This window comes from Pseudoxanthomonas sp. GW835-FHT14C01 (genome assembly GCF_058793715.1).
This window is the reverse complement of record NZ_JBXAGB010000002.1, coordinates 52,729-67,659: the sequence shown is the minus strand read 5'-3', so window position 1 is coordinate 67,659 and position 14,931 is coordinate 52,729. Positions and strand designations below refer to the sequence as shown.

The window sequence follows — 14,931 nt, the reverse complement described above, 5'->3', positions numbered from 1 at the left end:
GAGGGATCTCCGGTCGGTGATGCGCGGGATGCGGCGGGCAGACACGCCGCCTGCCCCTGCAAGATAACCGCAACACCCGCCGTCGCGCAGTCCCCGCGCGCGGTCAGTCGATCCAGATCCGGCCGAAAAGGCGCAGATCGTGCAGCCCGTCCGGCTTGCGGATGGCGTCGCGGCGCCGGCCCTCTTCGACGAATCCGTTCTTCTCCAGTACGCGCGCGGAGGCCGGGTTGGTGTCCAGTACGTTGGCTTCGACGCGATGCAACGCAAGCGCAGGCACCACCCAATCGAGATAGGCCGCGACCACGCGGGTCATGCGGCCACGGCCCCAGTGCGCGCTGCCGAGCCAGTAGCCCAGTTCGGCGCCGTGCGCCTTATCGCCCGCGTGGGGGCGCGCGGCGATGCCGCCGCACGCCTCACCGTCGATCTCGATGGCGAACACCGGATCCGTCAGGTCCACCACGCGCCCGGCCAGGAACGCCTGTCCATCCGCGCGGGTATAGGGATGCGGGAAGCGGTCGCTCAGGCCCCGCGGCACCCGCGGATCGTCCGCATGCCGCACCAGCGAGGCCAGGTCGTCCTGCCGCCACGCACGCAGCAGGAACCCCTCGCCTTGAATGCGCACGCCGTCGAACGGGCGTACGCCGGCCTCAGCCATGCCCGCCGACCGAGGGCGTTTCCGCCTCCAGCCTGCTCAGCTCGTGCGCCACCGCTTCCGGCGAACGCGTGAACGGCGCGAGCAAGGCGTAGAACGCCGGCACCACGTACAGCGACAGCAGCGTGGAGAAGGTCACGCCGAAGATCACCACGATGCCGATGGTCGCGCGGCTGGCCGACCCCGGTCCGCCGGCCAGCACCAGCGGCACGGCGCCGACCACGGTGGCCACCGACGTCATCAGGATCGGGCGCAGGCGCACGCGGGCGGATTCAGCGATCGCCTGCGCCACGCTGGCGCCGTCGTCGCGCAGCTGGTTGGCGAACTCGACGATCAGGATGCCGTTCTTCGCCGCCAGGCCGATCAGCATCACGATGCCGATCTGGCTGAAGAGGTTGAGCGTGCCGCCGGTGACCCACAGGCCGATCAGCGCACCCAGCACCGCCAGCGGCACCGTCAGCATGATCACCAGCGGATGGATGAAGCTTTCGAACTGCGCCGCCAGCACCAGGTAGACGATCAGCAAGGCCAGCGTGAAGGTCAGCAGGATCGCGCCGCCGGCTTCCTGGTACTCGCGCGATTCGCCCTTCCAGTCGATCTGCGCGTAGTCCGGCAGTTCCTCGGACACCGTCTGCCGCGTCCATTCCAGCGCTTCGCCCATCGTGTAGCCGGGCGCGAGGCCCGCGCTGATGGTGATCGCGCGCAGGCGATTGAAGCGGTTGAACGTGCCCGGCTCGGCGATCTCGCTGAGCGTCACCAAGTTGGACAGGGGCACCAGCGCGCCGTCGCTGCCGCGCACGTAGGTGTTCGCCAGGTCCTCGGTGTTGGCGCGCTTCTCGCGGCCGGCCTGCAGCATGACGTCGTACTCCTCGCCGTTGTCGACGTACGTGGTCACCTGGCGCGAGCCCATCATCGTTTCCAGCGTGCGGCCGATTTCCTGCACCGACACGCCGAGGTCGGCCGCGCGGTCGCGGTCGATGTTCACGCGCATCTGCGGGCGCGTTTCCTTGTAGTCCGAGTCCGGATCCTGGATGCCCGGATTGCCCTCCATCCGCTGCAGGATGCGGTCGCGCCATTGCGCCAGCTCGGCGTAGTCGGGACCGCCCAGCACCAGCTGGTAGCGCTGGCCGCGGCTGCCGACCAGGCCACCGGCCACGTTGGCGCGCGCCTGCACGCCGGGCAGCTTGGACAGCTCCGCGCGCAGGCCGTTGACCACGTCGTCGGTGGTGGCGTCGCGCTCGTGCCAGTCCTGCAGGAACACGATCACCTGGCCGGTGTGCATGTCCTCGCTGCCGCCGAAGCCGCGCGGTACGCGCGAGTTGGCGCGCTCGATCGGCTTGTCGCCGCCGACCTGGCCCATGACGATGCGCTCGACCTGCTGCATCTGGTTGACCATGTAGTCGAAGCCCGCGCCCTCGGGCCCGTCAACCATCACGAAGAAGCGACCGCGGTCTTCGGCGGGCGCCAGCTCGCTGGGCACGCGCAGACCGAGCGCGACAATCGCCACGCCGCACAGCGCCATCGCCACCAGCACCAGGCCGAGGATGCGCTTGCCGGTCATCCCGACCAGGCGCTCCACGTGACGCCCATAGCCGTCGCTGATGCGGGTCAGCGTGCGGTTGGTCCACTTGTTCAGGCCACGCGGCTCGGTATGCGGCCTCACCAGCTTGGACGACATCATCGGCGTCAGCGTCAGCGCGACGAAGGCCGAGATCGCCACCGCCGCCGCCAGCGCCACCGACAGCTCGCGGAACAGGCGACCGGTATTGCCTTCCATGAAGCCGACCGGCAGGAACACCGCCACCAGCACCGCGGTGGTCGCGATCACCGCGAAGGCCACCTGCGTGGTGCCGCGGCGCGCCGCCACCAGCGCCGGCTCGCCCAGGTCGGCGCGTCGTTGCACGTTCTCCAGCACCACGATGGCGTCGTCGACCACCAGGCCGATGCAGAGCACCAGGGCCAGCAGGGTCAGCAGGTTGATGGAGAAGCCGAATGCGTACAGCGCGATGAATGCGGAAATCAGGCAGACCGGCACCGTCACCGCCGGGATCAACGCCGCGCGCAGGCTGCCGAGGAACAGCCAGATGACCAGGAACACCAACACCATCGCCTCGGCCAGCGTCCAGTACACGCGCTCGATGGAGGCTTCGATGAAGGTGGTGCTGTCGAACGCGACGAAGATGTCGGTGCCTTCGGGCAACGTCTGCTGGATGATCTCGGCTTCGGCGCGCGCGGCGCGCGCCACGTCCAGCGCGTTCGCGGTCGAGGTACGCACGATGCCCAGGCCGACGTTCGGCACGGCGTTGCTGCGCAGGTACGAACGGCGCTCCTCCGCGCCCAGTTCCACCTGCGCCACGTCGCCCAGGCGCACGACGTAGCCGTCCGTGCCCTTGCGCAGCGGCAGCTGCGCGAACTGTTCGGGCCGCTGGTAGCCGCGTTCGACGCGCAGGGTGAAGTCGCGCGTCTGCGACTCGATGCGGCCTGCGGGCAGTTCCACGTTCTGTGCGCGCAGCGCGGTCTCGACATCGCTGGTGGTCACGCCGCGCGCCGCCATCGCCTCGCGGTCCAGCCAGATGCGCATCGCATAGCGCTGGCCGCCGCCCAGCTGCACGCGCGCCACGCCGTCCAGTGCGGACAGGCGGTCCAGCACATAGCGGTCGGCGTAGTCGGTCAGCTCCATCGTGTCCATCACGGTGGAGCGCATGTTCAACCAGATGATGACGTCGGCGTCGGCCTCGACCTTGGAGATCTGCGGCGGATCGGCTTCGTCGGGCAGGCGGTTCATCACGCGGCTGACGCGGTCGCGCACATCGTTGGCCGCGGCCTCGATGTCGCGGCTCAGGTTGAATTCGATGGTGACGTCGGCGCGGCCGTTGCGGCTGCTCGACTGGATGGTCTTGATGCCCTCGATGCCGGACAGGCCGTCCTCGAGGATCTGGGTGATGCGGGTCTCGACCACGGCCGCCGAGGCACCCGGGTAGTTCACTTCCACCGACACGATGGGGGGATCGATGTTGGGCAGTTCGCGCAGGGTCAGGCGCAGGAACGACATCACGCCCAGCACGACCAGCAGCAGGCTCACCACCACCGCGAAGACGGGGCGCTTGATCGAGAGATCGGAGAGCTTCATGGCGCTCAGCCCTGGCCGTCGGCGGCGGGCGCGTCCTGCTTCGCCGGGGCGACCGGTGCGGCGTCGGCGACCTTCACGCCGGGACGCAGCTTGCCGGTGCCGTCGATGACGATGCGCTCGCCGGCCGCGATGCCCTTGACGATCTCGACCCGGCCGTCGCGGCGCACACCGGCGGTGACCGCCGCCTGCTCGACGCTGCCATCGCCCTTCACGCGGTAGACGAAGGAATCGCGGCCGACCTGCACGACCGCGATCTCCGGGATGACCAGCGCCTGCCGTTCGGGACGGAACAGGCGCACGTCCAGCAACATACCGGGGCGCAGCTTGCGATCGGGATTCGGGAATACCGCGCGCACGGTCACCGCGCGCGTGGCCGGATCGATGCGCGCATCGACGGTTTCGACCGTGCCTTCGAACGTTTCACCGGGATAGGCCGTGGCGCCCGCGGTGACCGCGTGGCCCGTGGCGACCGACGCCAGCGCCGCCTCCGGCACCTGGAAGTCCACGTACATGCGCGAGATGTCGTCGAGCGTGGCGATGCTGCTGTTGGCGGTGATCAACGAACCCGGGCTGACCTGGCGGATGCCGAGCACGCCGGCGAACGGGGCGCGCACGCTGCGGTCGCCGATATCGGCGCGCGCCTGGCGCACGCGCGCGGCCGCGGCATCGCGCAGGGCGAGCTGGGTGTCGAGCTGCGAGCGTGCGATCAGCTGCTGGTCGGCGAGTTCCTTCTGCCGGCGGTACAGGCGCTCGGCTTCGGCGTAGGTGGCCTCGGCCTGCACCAGGGCGGCCTGCGCGGCATCGCCCTTCAGCGTGACGAGCTTCTGTCCTGCACCGACCTGCTGGCCGCTCTCGAAGTGCACGTCCTGCACGATCTCGCTGACCTTGGCGGTCAGGGTGACGGATTCACGGGCCTTCGCCGTACCCAGTGCCTGCAGGGTGTCGTTCCAGGCGCTGGGCTGGACGACCTGGGTGGTGACGGGGATCGGACGCTCGGCTGCGTTGCCGTTCGGCTTCGCCTGCGCGCCCTTGTCGTCGCCGCAGGCGGCGAGCAGCAGAAGGGGCAGCGCGACCAACAGCGCGCGGGGAGCGAATCGGTTGAGCATGGAGCGTCCCGTAATCTTCGTTATTCACGCAGTTTACCGGCCGTGCGTGAAACACGCTGCAGCGGATGCGCCGGTTCGTGCGGGAAACGCGCCAAAGGGCACGGGGTGCACACGCCCGACCATGACCAATGACCCTTGCCGGCCGCGGACGACCGGCGGGATGGCTACTCCAGTCCCAGCGTCGCCAGCACCTGCAGCGCCAGCACTTCGGGATCGTGCTCACCCGCATGCAGGTGCACGTCGGGGTGTTCGGGCGTCTCGTAGGGGGAGTCGATGCCGGTGAAGTTCGGAATCAGGCCCGCACGCGCCTTGCGGTAGAGCCCCTTCACGTCGCGCGCTTCGGCCAGCGCCAGCGGTACGTCGACGAAGACTTCGATGAACTCGCCTTCCGCGAAGCGCTCGCGCGCCATCCGCCGTTCCGCGCGGAACGGCGAGATGAAGCTGACCAGCACGATCAGGCCGGCATCGGTCATCAGCTTCGCGACTTCCGCGACGCGGCGGATGTTCTCCACACGGTCCTCGTCGGTGAAGCCGAGGTCGCGGTTGAGGCCGTGGCGCACGTTGTCGCCGTCCAGCAGGAAGCTGTGATAGCCCAGCGCGTGCAGGCGCTTGTCGACCAGGTTGGCGATCGTCGACTTGCCGGCGCCGGACAGACCGGTGAACCACAGCACCTTCGGCGCCTGGCCCTTCTGGCGCGCGCGCGCTGCCTTGTCGACATCGACATGCTGCCAGTGCACGTTGCCGGCGCGGCGCAGAGCGAAGTCGAGCGTGCCCGCACCCGCTGTGGCGTTGTCGTAGCGGTCGATCAGGATGAAGCCGCCCAGCGCGCGGTTGCGCGCGTAGGCCTCGAAGGCGATGGGCTCATCGAGACTGAGGTTGCAGTAGCCGACCTCGTTGAGCTCCAGCCGCTTGGCGGCCAGGTGTTCCTGCGTGTTCACGTCGATGCGGTGCTTGATCTCGGTGACCGTGGCCGACACGGTGCGGGCCCCGATCTTCAGCCAGTACGGCCGGCCCGGCAGCAGTGGCGCATCGGACATCCACAGCACGTGCGCGGCGAACTGGTCGGCCACCTCGGGCGGATCGCCCCCGGCGGCGATCACGTCGCCGCGGCTGATGTCGATCTCGTCCGCCAGCGTCACCGTCACCGCCTGCCCGGCGGAGGCCGACGCGACCTCGCCATCGGCGCCCAGCACCTGCGTGACGCGCGACCGGCGCGCCGACGGCAGCACGACGACCTCGTCGCCCGGCTTCACCTCGCCAGCCGCGATCGTGCCCGCGTAGCCGCGGAAATTCTGGTGCGGGCGGTTCACCCATTGCACGGGCAGGCGCAGGCCGCCGCCACGTTCCCGTGCATCGACCTGCACCTGCTCCAGGTGTTCGAGCAATGCGGGACCGCCGTACCACGGCGTGCGCGCGGACCGCGTCGACAGATTGTCGCCTTCCAGCGCGGACAGCGGGATGCAGGTGACTTCGGCGATACCCAGCCGCTGCGCCAGCGCGCGGTAGTCGGCGGCGATGCGCTCGAACACGGCGGCATCGAAGTCGACCAGGTCCATCTTGTTGACCGCCAGCACCACGTGGCGGATGCCGAGCAGCGAGACGATGTAGCTGTGCCGGTGCGTCTGCGTCAGCAGGCCCTTGCGCGCATCGACCAGCACCACCGCCAGGTCCGCGGTGGACGCACCGGTGGCCATGTTGCGCGTGTACTGCTCGTGGCCGGGACAGTCGGCGACGATGAACTTGCGCTTCTCGGTATCGAAGTAGCGATAAGCCACGTCGATGGTGATGCCCTGCTCGCGCTCGGCGGCCAGGCCATCCAGCAACAACGCGTAGTCGACGCGCTCGCCCTGGGTGCCGTGCTTGCGGCTGTCCTTCTCCAGCGCGGCCAGCTGGTCGTCGAACAGGCGCTTGCTGTCGTACAGGAGGCGGCCGATCAGCGTGCTCTTGCCGTCGTCCACGCTGCCGCAGGTGATGAAGCGCAGCAGCGGCTTGGACTCGTGCTGCTTGAGGTAGCTGGCGATGTCGTCTGTCGTGCTCATGCCGCCGCTGCCTCGATCTTTCTAGCTTCGGGTGCGTCAGCCCCGGTATCGTCATCCCAGCGAACGCTGGGATCCATCTTGATTTTGCTTGGCATCACTGCGCGAGACACGAATCGCGCGAACGTCAACCTGGGTCCCAGCGTTCGCCGGGACGACGGGGCAAGGGCGCTCATCAGAAGTAGCCCTCCAGCTTCTTCTTCTCCATCGACGCGCCGGGATCGTGGTCGATCACGCGCCCCTGCCGTTCCGAGCTGGTGGTCACGAGCATCTCGGCGATGATCTTCTCCAGCGAATCGGCGTCCGACTCGATCGCGCCGGTCAGCGGATAGCAGCCCAGCGTGCGGAAACGCACGCGGCGCGACTGCGGCACTTCGCCCTCGCGCAGCGGCAGGCGCTCGTCGTCGACCATCAGCAGCGCGCCATCGCGCTCGACGACCGGCCGTTCGGCGGCGAAGTACAGCGGCACCACAGGGATGCGCTCGCGGTAGATGTAGAGCCAGATGTCCAGCTCGGTCCAGTTCGACAGCGGGAACACCCGCACGCTCTCGCCCGTGTGGATGCGGGCGTTGTAGAGGTTCCACAGCTCGGGACGCTGGTTCTTCGGGTCCCAGCGGTGCCTGTCGTTGCGGAACGAGAAGACCCGCTCCTTGGCGCGCGACTTCTCCTCGTCGCGGCGGGCACCGCCGATGGCGGCGTCGAACCTGTAGTGGTCCAGCGCCTGTTTCAGGCCCTGCGTCTTCATCACGTCGGTGTGGACGGTGGCGCCATGGCTGATCGGACCGATGTCGCGGGCGATGCCGTCGGGATTGATGTGCACCCGCAGGTCCACCCCGGTTTCGGCGGCGCGGCGGTCGCGGAAGGCGATCATCTCGCGGAACTTCCAGCGGGTGTCGACGTGCAGCAGCGGGATCGGCGGGCGCGCCGGGGCGAACGCCTTCAGCAACAGATGCAGCAGGACCGAACTGTCCTTGCCCACCGAATACAGCAGCACGGGATTGCGGAACTCGGCGGCGACCTCCCGCAGGATGTGGATGCTTTCCGCTTCCAGGCGGTCGAGATGGGACAAGGGGGGTACGGCGGTCATCGAGGCGGGCAGCGGGGGCGGTGGAGCCGGACGCGGTAGCCTAGCAGGGCACCGCCACGGGATCCGGGGCCGGCAGTATTCGTCCCCCTGCTCATACCGGCGAAATAAGCGGGCGACATAAGCCCATAACCAGCTGTCCTTTCAGGCCGCCTTGGCGCCTCCCTAACATCGGTCGTCCCAGTCGCGCCCACGGGCCACGCCGATGTCCGCCACCCAGCCTGTCCTCGCCCCCATCCCCCTTGCGGAGGAACGGCGGGCGCTGCTGGCCCAGGCGGTGGCCGGTCTGGACGGTGCCAGCCTGTGGTGGGTCTCCGGCTATGCCGCCGGCCTGGCGCAGGCGCAGCTCGCACCGCAGGCCACACCGGCAACGACGGCGCCCAAGGCGATCGCTCCGACCGCCAGCGCCCAGAGCGCACAACGCCTGACCATCGTCTACGGCAGCCAGACCGGCAACGCCCGCCGGGCCGCCGAGTCACTGGCCCAGCAGGCCGAGGCCGCCGGACTGTCGGTGCGCCTGCTGCGCGCGGATGCCTACCCGCAGCGCGAACTGGCCAGCGAGCGCCTGCTCTACATCGTCATCAGCACCCAGGGCGAAGGCGATCCGCCGGACGACAGCATCGGCCTGGTCGAATTCCTGCGCGGCAAGCGCGCGCCCAAGCTGCCGGAACTGAAGTACGCCGTGCTCGGCCTGGGCGACTCCAGCTACGCCGACTTCTGCGGCATCGCCACCCGGCTCGACGCCCGCCTGGCCGAACTGGGCGGCAGCCGGCTGTTCGCCACCGGCCTGGCCGACCTCGACATCGACACCGTCGCCACGCCATGGCGCGAACAGGCCCTGACCCATGCCCGCGACCTGCTGAAGGCGCCGGTCGCGGCCGCCACGCCGCTGGCGACGGTCACCCCGCTGCGCCCCGGTCACGCCGCCGCGTGGTCGCACGAGCATCCTTTCCCCGCCGAACTGCTGCTCAACCAGCGCATCAGCGGCCGCGACTTCAAGGGTCCACGCTTCGGCCAGCATGGCGTCGCCGACAAGGACGTGCGCCACATCGAGCTGTCGCTGGACGGCAGCGGCCTGCACTACGAGCCCGGCGACGCGCTGGGCGTCCGCCACCGCAACCCTGCCGCCCTGATCGATGGCGTGCTGGAGGCGCTGAAGCTGGATGGCGACACCGCCGTCAGCGACGGCGGCGACACGCTGCCGCTGCGCGAATGGCTGGCCGCGCGGCGCGAACTGACCCGCCTGTCGCGTCCGTTCCTGGCCACCCACGCCGCGCATGCGCAGGCCGACGATCTCAACGCACTGCTGGCGCCCGCGCAGAACACCGCATTGGCGCAGCTGTTCAACACGCACCAGCTGGTCGACGTGCTGCGTCGCTGGCCGGCGGGCTGGTCCGCGCAGGAACTGGTCGCCGCGCTGCGCCCGCTGGCACCGCGCCTGTATTCGATCGCCTCCAGCCGCAAGCGCGTGGGCGAGGAAGCCCACCTGACCGTCGACGTGCTGGGCTACGACGCCTTCGGCCACGCCCACGGCGGCGCGGCCAGCGGCTTCCTGGCCGCGCGCGAGGAAGGCGACCAGGTGCCGGTCTACATCGAGGCCAACGAACGCTTCCGCGTGCCGGCCGATGGCAGCCGCGACATCCTGATGATCGGCCCGGGCACCGGCGTCGCGCCGTTCCGGGGCTTCGTGCAGGAGCGCGCCGAGACCGGCGCACGCGGCCGCAACTGGCTGCTCTTCGGCGCGCAGCACTTCAACCACGGCTTCTTCTACCAGAGCGAATGGCAGGACGCGCTGCGCAGCGGCGAACTGCATCGCCTGGACCTGGCGTTCTCGCGCGACCAGGCCCGCAAGATCTACGTACAGGACCGCCTGCGCGAGCGCGGCCGCGACGTCTACGACTGGCTGCAGAACGGCGCGCACCTGTACGTCTGCGGCGCTATCGCGATGGGCAAGGACGTGCACGCGGCGCTGCAGAGCATCGTGGTCGAACACGGTGGACTGGATGAGGATGCGGCGCGGGAGTATCTGGTGCAGCTGCAGACGGAGGGACGCTATAGCCGCGATGTGTATTGACGACCCGTCCTCCTCCCTTCCCCCGCCTGCGGGGGAAGGTGCCCGAAGGGCGGATGGGGGCAAACGCAGAAGCCGAACGAAGACGCAAACATCTCGGTCTCGCCCCCACCCCATCCCTCCCCCGCAAGCGGAGGAGGGAGCACATCCCGAAGCCATCGCACCGCCATGAGCAATCACTCCGTCGAAGACATCAAATCCGAGAGCCACCGCCTGCGCGGCAGCCTGCTCGACAGCCTGGCCGACCCGGTCACGGGTGCGTTGCGCGAATCGGACCAGACCCTGATCAAGTACCACGGCAGCTACCAGCAGGACGACCGCGACCTGCGCGACGAGCGCCGCCGGCAGAAGCTGGAGCCCGCCTACCAGTTCATGATCCGCACGCGCACGCCGGGCGGCGTGGTCACGCCGGAGCAGTGGTTGAAGCTGGACGCCATCGCCACCCGGTACGCCAATCACTCGCTGCGCATCACCACGCGGCAGGCTTTCCAGTTCCACGGCGTCATCAAGCGCGAACTGAAGGCGACGATGCAGGCGATCAACGCCGCCCTCATCGACACGCTGGCCGCTTGCGGCGACGTCAACCGCAACGTGCTGGTGGCGGCCAATCCGCTGGCGTCGCAAGCGCACGCCGAGGTGCAGGCGTGGGCGGCGAAGCTGTCCGAGCACCTGCTGCCCAACACCCGCGCCTACTACGAGATCTGGCTGGATGAGGAGCGCGTGGCCGGCAGCGGCGAGGAAGAGGAGCCGATCTACGGTGCCACCTACCTGCCGCGCAAGTTCAAGATCGGCTTCGCGGTGCCGCCGGTCAACGACGTGGATGTGTTCGCCAACGACCTCGGCTTCATCGCCGTGCTGGAGGACGGCACGCTGACAGGCTTCAACCTGGTCATCGGCGGCGGCATGGGCGCGACCCATGGCGATGCCGAAACCTATCCGCGCGTCGGCAACGTGGTCGGCTTCATCACGCCGGAGCAATTGCTGGAGGTCGCCACCGCGGTGGTGACCACGCAGCGCGACCTCGGCAACCGCGAACAGCGCAAGCGTGCACGCTTCAAGTACACCATCGACGATCACGGTCTGGAGAAGGTGGTCGGCGAGATCGAGCGCCGCAGCGGCGTGATGTTGGCGCCGGCGCGGCCGTTCCGCTTCGAGCACAACGGCGACCGCTACGGGTGGGTGGAAGGCGAGGACGGCCGCTGGCACCTGACGCTGCACCTGTATGCCGGCCGCATCGCCGATACCGCGCATGCGACGCACCTGACCGGCCTCCGCGAGATCGCCAACGTCCATCGCGGCGAGTTCCGGATGACGGCCAACCAGAACCTCGTCATCGCCGGCGTGCCCGCCAGCGAGCGCGAACGCATCGACGCGCTGGCGAAGGCGCATGGACTGGATGCCGGCGAGCGCCTCGGCACCGCCCTGCAACGCGCCGCCGTGGCCTGCGTGGCGCTGCCGACCTGCGGCCTGGCGATGGCCGAGGCCGAGCGCTACCTGCCGGACTTCACCGACCGCCTGCAGCCGCTGCTGGACAAGCACGGCCTGCGCGATGCTCCGATCGTGCTGCGCATCTCCGGTTGCCCGAACGGCTGCTCGCGTCCGTACCTGGCGGAGATCGCCTTGGTCGGCAAGGCACCCGGCCGCTACAACCTGATGCTCGGCGGCGACGCGCGCGGCCAGCGCCTCAACACGCTGTACCGCGAGAACATCGACGAGCCCGCCATCCTCGACACGCTCGATGCCCTGTTCGCGCGCTACGCCGCCGAACGCGACGCCGAAGAAGGCTTCGGCGATTTCCTCCATCGCAGCGGCGTGGTCGCCCTGCCCGCCTACCCCACCCACCGACAGATCGCACTGGACCTTTACGCATGAGCGCCCTCGCCCTTTCCCTGGACACGGACCAGATCGCGGAGCACAACGCGTGGCTGGAAACACAGACCGCCGAGCAGCGCGTCGCCTGGGCGCTGAAGCACGGGCCGGCGGAAGCCGCGATGTCGTCCAGCTTCGGCGCGCAGGCCGCGGTGCTGCTGCACATGGTCACCCGCCAGAAGCCGGATATCCCGGTTGTGCTGATCGACACCGGCTACCTGTTTCCCGAGACCTACCGCTTCGCCGACGAGCTGGTCGAGCGCCTGCAGCTCAACCTGCAGGTGTTCCGGCCACTGGTCAGCCGCGCCTGGATGGAAGCCCGCCACGGTCGTCTGTGGGAACAGGGCCTGGTCGGCATCGAGCAGTACAACAGCCTGCGCAAGGTGGAGCCGATGAAGCGCGCGCTCAAGGAGCTGGGCGTGGGGACCTGGTTCACCGGCCTGCGCCGCGTCCAGGCCACCAGCCGCGCCAGCGCGCAGGTCCTGCAGCAGCGCGAGGAGCGCTGGAAGATCAACCCGATCGTCGACTGGACCGACCGCGACGTGTGGCAGTACATGAAGCAGCACGACCTGCCTTACCACCCGCTGTGGGAGCAGGGCTACGTGTCGATCGGCGATTTCCACACCACGCGCCGCTGGGAGCCCGGCATGCGCGAGGAGGACACCCGTTTCAACGGCCTCAAGCGCGAGTGCGGCATCCACATCGAGGTCTGAGCGGCACAGGGCGGCGCCGGCCTGATCCGTTCGCGCCCGTCCTCCCCGGTTTCGTCGCCGCATCGCGGGGTCCGTCGCGGCCCCTCTTCCCTCCAAGGACCAGCGGGCTATCCTCCACGGCACTCCCGAAGCCGTGGTGTCCGACGTGTTCCCCAGCCTGCTCCTGATCATCCGCATCCTCGCCGCCTGGTTCGGCGCGGTGCTCATCGCCGGGCTGGTGTGGAACGGCATCTTCGAACGCACTGCCATCGCAGGCGGCGCCAGTTGGCTGTTCAACCTGGCCATGACCCTGGTGATGGCCTCGGTGCTGATCGGCACGATCAGCCACCTGCGTCGCATCTGGCTGATCACCGGCCGTCTGGACAGCACCACGCTCGCGAGCCGGCAGCGTCGCCAGATCGAAGTGCCGCTGGACACGGCCGACGCCTTCGCCCTGATCGAAGGTGCGCTGCGCGAACTGCCGCGCGCCGAGGACGCGGAAAGCGCGCCCGACAGCCTGCAGGTGCGCGTCAAGGTGCGCCGGGTGGACAGCTTCGACGGACCCAGCCAGCCCTCGCGCTTCAACATCATGGCGCGCTTCGCAGTGAAGCGTGACCTGGTGCAGGCCACGGTCACGCCGGGTAACGGCACCAGCAGCATCACCCTGATGGTCGGCCCGGATGCAAGCGCCTGGCTGGACCTGTTCGTGCTGGACGACGGCGTCAACGTGGAGAACGCGGAAGCCGTGACCCGTGCGATCACCCGCCGCGTCGCCGACCAGCGCCGCCAGGAACAGGCCGACGTGGTGAAGACCGTCAGCGAGAAGGAACTGACGGTGGCGCGCCTGAACCTGCTCAATGCGCAGGTGGAGCCGCACTTCCTCTACAACACGCTGGCAAGCGCGCAGGTGCTGACGCGCACCGATCCGCCGCGCGCCGACGTGATGCTCGGCCACCTGATCCACTACCTGCGCAGCTCGCTGCCGCGCACCGACGACGCCTTGTCGACGCTGGGCGAGGAACTGGAGCGCACGCTGGCCTACCTGGAAATCCTGAAGATCCGCATGGGCAGCCGACTGGCGCTGCAGATCGAAGTGCCGGAATCGCTGAAGCCGGTGCCGATGCCGTCGATGATGCTGCAGACGCTGGTCGAGAACGCGATCAAGCACGGGCTGGAACCGAAGACCGGCGGCGGCACCATCTGGATCCTGGCGCGGCAGCACGACGACCACGCGACGCTGACCGTGGCCGACGACGGCCAGGGCTTCGGCGGCCAGAGCAGCGGCACCGGCATCGGCCTGAAGAACCTGCGCGAACGCCTGCGCCTGACCTTCGGCAGCGAGGCCTCGTTCGCCATCGTGTCCAACTTCCCCAGTGGCGTCGCCGCCACGCTGACGCTGCCGCTGGCCGGCAAGGCAGGTGCCGCATGAACTTCCGGGGCGTGATCGCCGAAGACGAGGAGCTGCTGCGCACCGCACTGTCTTCGCTGCTGAAGGAGGCCTGGCCGCAACTGGACATCGTGGCCGAGTGCGAGGATGGCGCCAGCGCGCTGGAATCCATCGCCGAACTGCGGCCGGACGTGGCCTTCCTCGACATCCGCATGCCCGGACTGACCGGCATCGAGGTCGCGCGCGGCTTGGCCGAAGCCAGCCCGCGCACGCAGGTGGTGTTCGTCACCGCCTACGACCAGTACGCGATCGATGCGTTCGAACAGGGCGCGATCGACTATCTGCTGAAGCCGATCACCCACGAACGACTGTTGGCCACCGTGCAGCGCATCCAGGCACGCGCCGCCGCGGGACATCCCGACGGTGCCACGCTGGACGCGCTGCTGCGCCACCTGTCGGCACGCCAGGGCGCGTCGGACAAGCCGCCGCTGGCATGGATCACCGCCAGCGCCGGCAAGGATACGAAGCTGATCATGGTGGACGATGTGGCCTATTTCCAGGCCGACAACAAGTACACCACCGTGATGACCGCCGACGGCGAATCGCTGCTGCGCACGCCGTTGCGCGAGTTGCTCGACGCGCTGGACACGAACACGTTCAAGCAGATCCACCGCTCCACCATCGTCAACATGAAGCAGGTCGCCTCGGTCAGCCGCGACGACGCCGGCCGCGGTCGCCTGAAGCTGAAGACACGACCCGAAGTGCTGACCGTCAGCCAGCCCTTCATGACGCTGTTCCGCAACATGTAGCGCCGCTCTAAACCCGACCGCCCCGCGCGGCATCCAACGTGGCATCGCCGGCACGACGCACCTGCGTCGTGGAGGGCATGCCTTTGCCCAACGGA

10 protein-coding genes are annotated in these 14,931 nt (G+C 69.0%); 5 read left to right on the top strand and 5 right to left on the bottom strand.

Annotation, left to right across the window (positions count from 1 at the left end; genetic code table 11):
• Positions 1 to 103: 103 nt before the first annotated feature.
• From AC1Q5B_RS06950 to cysD, 5 genes are all read right to left on the bottom strand, one after another.
• The gene (locus tag AC1Q5B_RS06950; RefSeq protein ID WP_492631007.1) at positions 104 to 655 is read right to left on the bottom strand and encodes a GNAT family N-acetyltransferase; all 552 of its coding nucleotides are present in this window, start codon (positions 653 to 655) and stop codon (positions 104 to 106) included.
• Positions 648 to 3,782, bottom strand: a complete 3,135-nt coding sequence (locus tag AC1Q5B_RS06945) for an efflux RND transporter permease subunit (protein WP_492631006.1) — start codon at positions 3,780 to 3,782, stop codon at positions 648 to 650. The genes AC1Q5B_RS06950 and AC1Q5B_RS06945 overlap by 8 nt, the downstream gene beginning before the upstream one ends.
• A gap of 5 nt (positions 3,783 to 3,787) precedes the next feature.
• Entirely contained in the window at positions 3,788 to 4,888 is a 1,101-nt protein-coding gene (locus AC1Q5B_RS06940; RefSeq protein WP_492631005.1) for an efflux RND transporter periplasmic adaptor subunit, read from the bottom strand.
• Positions 4,889 to 5,052: 164 nt separating this feature from the next.
• Positions 5,053 to 6,927 (bottom strand): sulfate adenylyltransferase subunit CysN, encoded by a 1,875-nt coding sequence (cysN, locus tag AC1Q5B_RS06935; RefSeq protein ID WP_492631004.1) that lies wholly within the window; start codon positions 6,925 to 6,927, stop codon positions 5,053 to 5,055.
• A 172-nt stretch (positions 6,928 to 7,099) separates the two neighbouring features.
• Positions 7,100 to 8,011 carry a sulfate adenylyltransferase subunit CysD gene (gene cysD / locus AC1Q5B_RS06930; RefSeq protein WP_492631003.1) on the bottom strand — a complete coding sequence of 304 codons (912 nt, stop codon included), beginning with the start codon at positions 8,009 to 8,011 and terminating at the stop codon, positions 7,100 to 7,102.
• 202 nt (positions 8,012 to 8,213) lie between these two features.
• Here cysD and AC1Q5B_RS06925 point away from each other — a divergent pair, with 202 nt between their 5' ends.
• The 5 genes from AC1Q5B_RS06925 to AC1Q5B_RS06905 all read left to right on the top strand — a co-directional run bounded on the left by AC1Q5B_RS06925 (position 8,214) and on the right by AC1Q5B_RS06905 (position 14,836).
• Positions 8,214 to 10,082 (top strand): assimilatory sulfite reductase (NADPH) flavoprotein subunit, encoded by a 1,869-nt coding sequence (locus tag AC1Q5B_RS06925; protein WP_492631002.1) that lies wholly within the window; start codon positions 8,214 to 8,216, stop codon positions 10,080 to 10,082.
• 165 nt (positions 10,083 to 10,247) lie between these two features.
• Complete coding sequence (cysI, locus tag AC1Q5B_RS06920; protein ID WP_492631001.1) at positions 10,248 to 11,951, top strand: assimilatory sulfite reductase (NADPH) hemoprotein subunit; 1,704 nt, start codon at positions 10,248 to 10,250, stop codon at positions 11,949 to 11,951.
• Entirely contained in the window at positions 11,948 to 12,661 is a 714-nt protein-coding gene (locus AC1Q5B_RS06915; protein WP_492631000.1) for a phosphoadenylyl-sulfate reductase, read from the top strand. The genes cysI and AC1Q5B_RS06915 overlap by 4 nt, the downstream gene beginning before the upstream one ends.
• 145 nt (positions 12,662 to 12,806) lie before the next feature.
• Positions 12,807 to 14,069 carry a sensor histidine kinase gene (locus AC1Q5B_RS06910; RefSeq protein ID WP_492632056.1) on the top strand — a complete coding sequence of 421 codons (1,263 nt, stop codon included), beginning with the start codon at positions 12,807 to 12,809 and terminating at the stop codon, positions 14,067 to 14,069.
• Positions 14,066 to 14,836, top strand: a complete 771-nt coding sequence (locus tag AC1Q5B_RS06905) for a LytR/AlgR family response regulator transcription factor (RefSeq protein WP_492630999.1) — start codon at positions 14,066 to 14,068, stop codon at positions 14,834 to 14,836. Before AC1Q5B_RS06910 ends, AC1Q5B_RS06905 begins: the two co-directional genes overlap by 4 nt.
• Positions 14,837 to 14,931: the final 95 nt, after the last annotated feature.

What these genes read in the sequence shown, in the direction of transcription:
- AC1Q5B_RS06950 (WP_492631007.1), bottom strand. Translation starts at nt 655, where the DNA reads ATGGCTGAGGCCGGCGTACGCCCGTTCGACGGCGTGCGCATTCAAGGC.
- AC1Q5B_RS06945 (WP_492631006.1), bottom strand. Translation starts at nt 3,782, where the DNA reads ATGAAGCTCTCCGATCTCTCGATCAAGCGCCCCGTCTTCGCGGTGGTG.
- AC1Q5B_RS06940 (WP_492631005.1), bottom strand. Translation starts at nt 4,888, where the DNA reads ATGCTCAACCGATTCGCTCCCCGCGCGCTGTTGGTCGCGCTGCCCCTT.
- cysN (WP_492631004.1), bottom strand. Translation starts at nt 6,927, where the DNA reads ATGAGCACGACAGACGACATCGCCAGCTACCTCAAGCAGCACGAGTCC.
- cysD (WP_492631003.1), bottom strand. Translation starts at nt 8,011, where the DNA reads ATGACCGCCGTACCCCCCTTGTCCCATCTCGACCGCCTGGAAGCGGAA.
- AC1Q5B_RS06925 (WP_492631002.1), top strand. Translation starts at nt 8,214, where the DNA reads ATGTCCGCCACCCAGCCTGTCCTCGCCCCCATCCCCCTTGCGGAGGAA.
- cysI (WP_492631001.1), top strand. Translation starts at nt 10,248, where the DNA reads ATGAGCAATCACTCCGTCGAAGACATCAAATCCGAGAGCCACCGCCTG.
- AC1Q5B_RS06915 (WP_492631000.1), top strand. Translation starts at nt 11,948, where the DNA reads ATGAGCGCCCTCGCCCTTTCCCTGGACACGGACCAGATCGCGGAGCAC.
- AC1Q5B_RS06905 (WP_492630999.1), top strand. Translation starts at nt 14,066, where the DNA reads ATGAACTTCCGGGGCGTGATCGCCGAAGACGAGGAGCTGCTGCGCACC.